This window comes from Neobacillus solisequens (assembly GCF_051233465.1).
In the GTDB taxonomy this organism is placed as follows: Bacteria; Bacillota; Bacilli; order Bacillales; family Cytobacillaceae; genus Neobacillus.
Genome location: NZ_JBKFGJ010000051.1, coordinates 1 through 546, shown reverse-complemented (window position 1 = coordinate 546; position 546 = coordinate 1). Strand labels below are relative to the sequence as shown.

Here is a 546-nt window from a genome sequence, read left to right as displayed (position 1 = left end):
CAAGGGATTGAAGCTTTCCAAAAAAACTATACAAACTATTCCCTTGAGTATAAAATTGGTGTACTAAATTATATGAACGAAACGGGTACATCATCTTACGATGCAGCGGCGATATTCAATATTTCATCCCCTGGGTTGATTCGTAATTGGCGAAGTAAATTTGAGCAAGGTGGAATTAGTGCCCTAGAACAGAAGAAAAAGGGGCGTCCATCCATGAAAAACGAATCTAAAAAAAATAAATCAATAAAACCATCCCCAGCTGAAGGAACAGTAGAAGCATTACAAGCGAAAATTGAACGTTTAGAAATGGAGAATGCCTACTTAAAAAAGTTGAATGCTTTAGTTCAAATGCAGGAAAAATTACAAACAAAATTAAAGCGCAAGTAATTTTTGAACTAAAGAAACAGTATAAGGTCGTGGATTTAGTTGAAGTCGCTGACATTCCACGTGCTACGTATTATTGGTGGGAAACACGGTTAGATCAGGCTGATAAGAATGAAAAATTAAAAGAAGCTATTAGAGAAATTTTTCATGAACATAAAGGTC

The 546-nt window shown here is 35.2% G+C and carries 1 protein-coding gene; it reads left to right on the top strand.

What is annotated here, in order from left to right:
- Nucleotides 1-387: helix-turn-helix domain-containing protein (locus ACI3K6_RS23480; protein WP_435556732.1), on the top strand; the 387-nt coding region annotated here is incomplete at its 5' end.
- Between the last annotated feature and the right edge of the window lie 159 nt (nucleotides 388-546).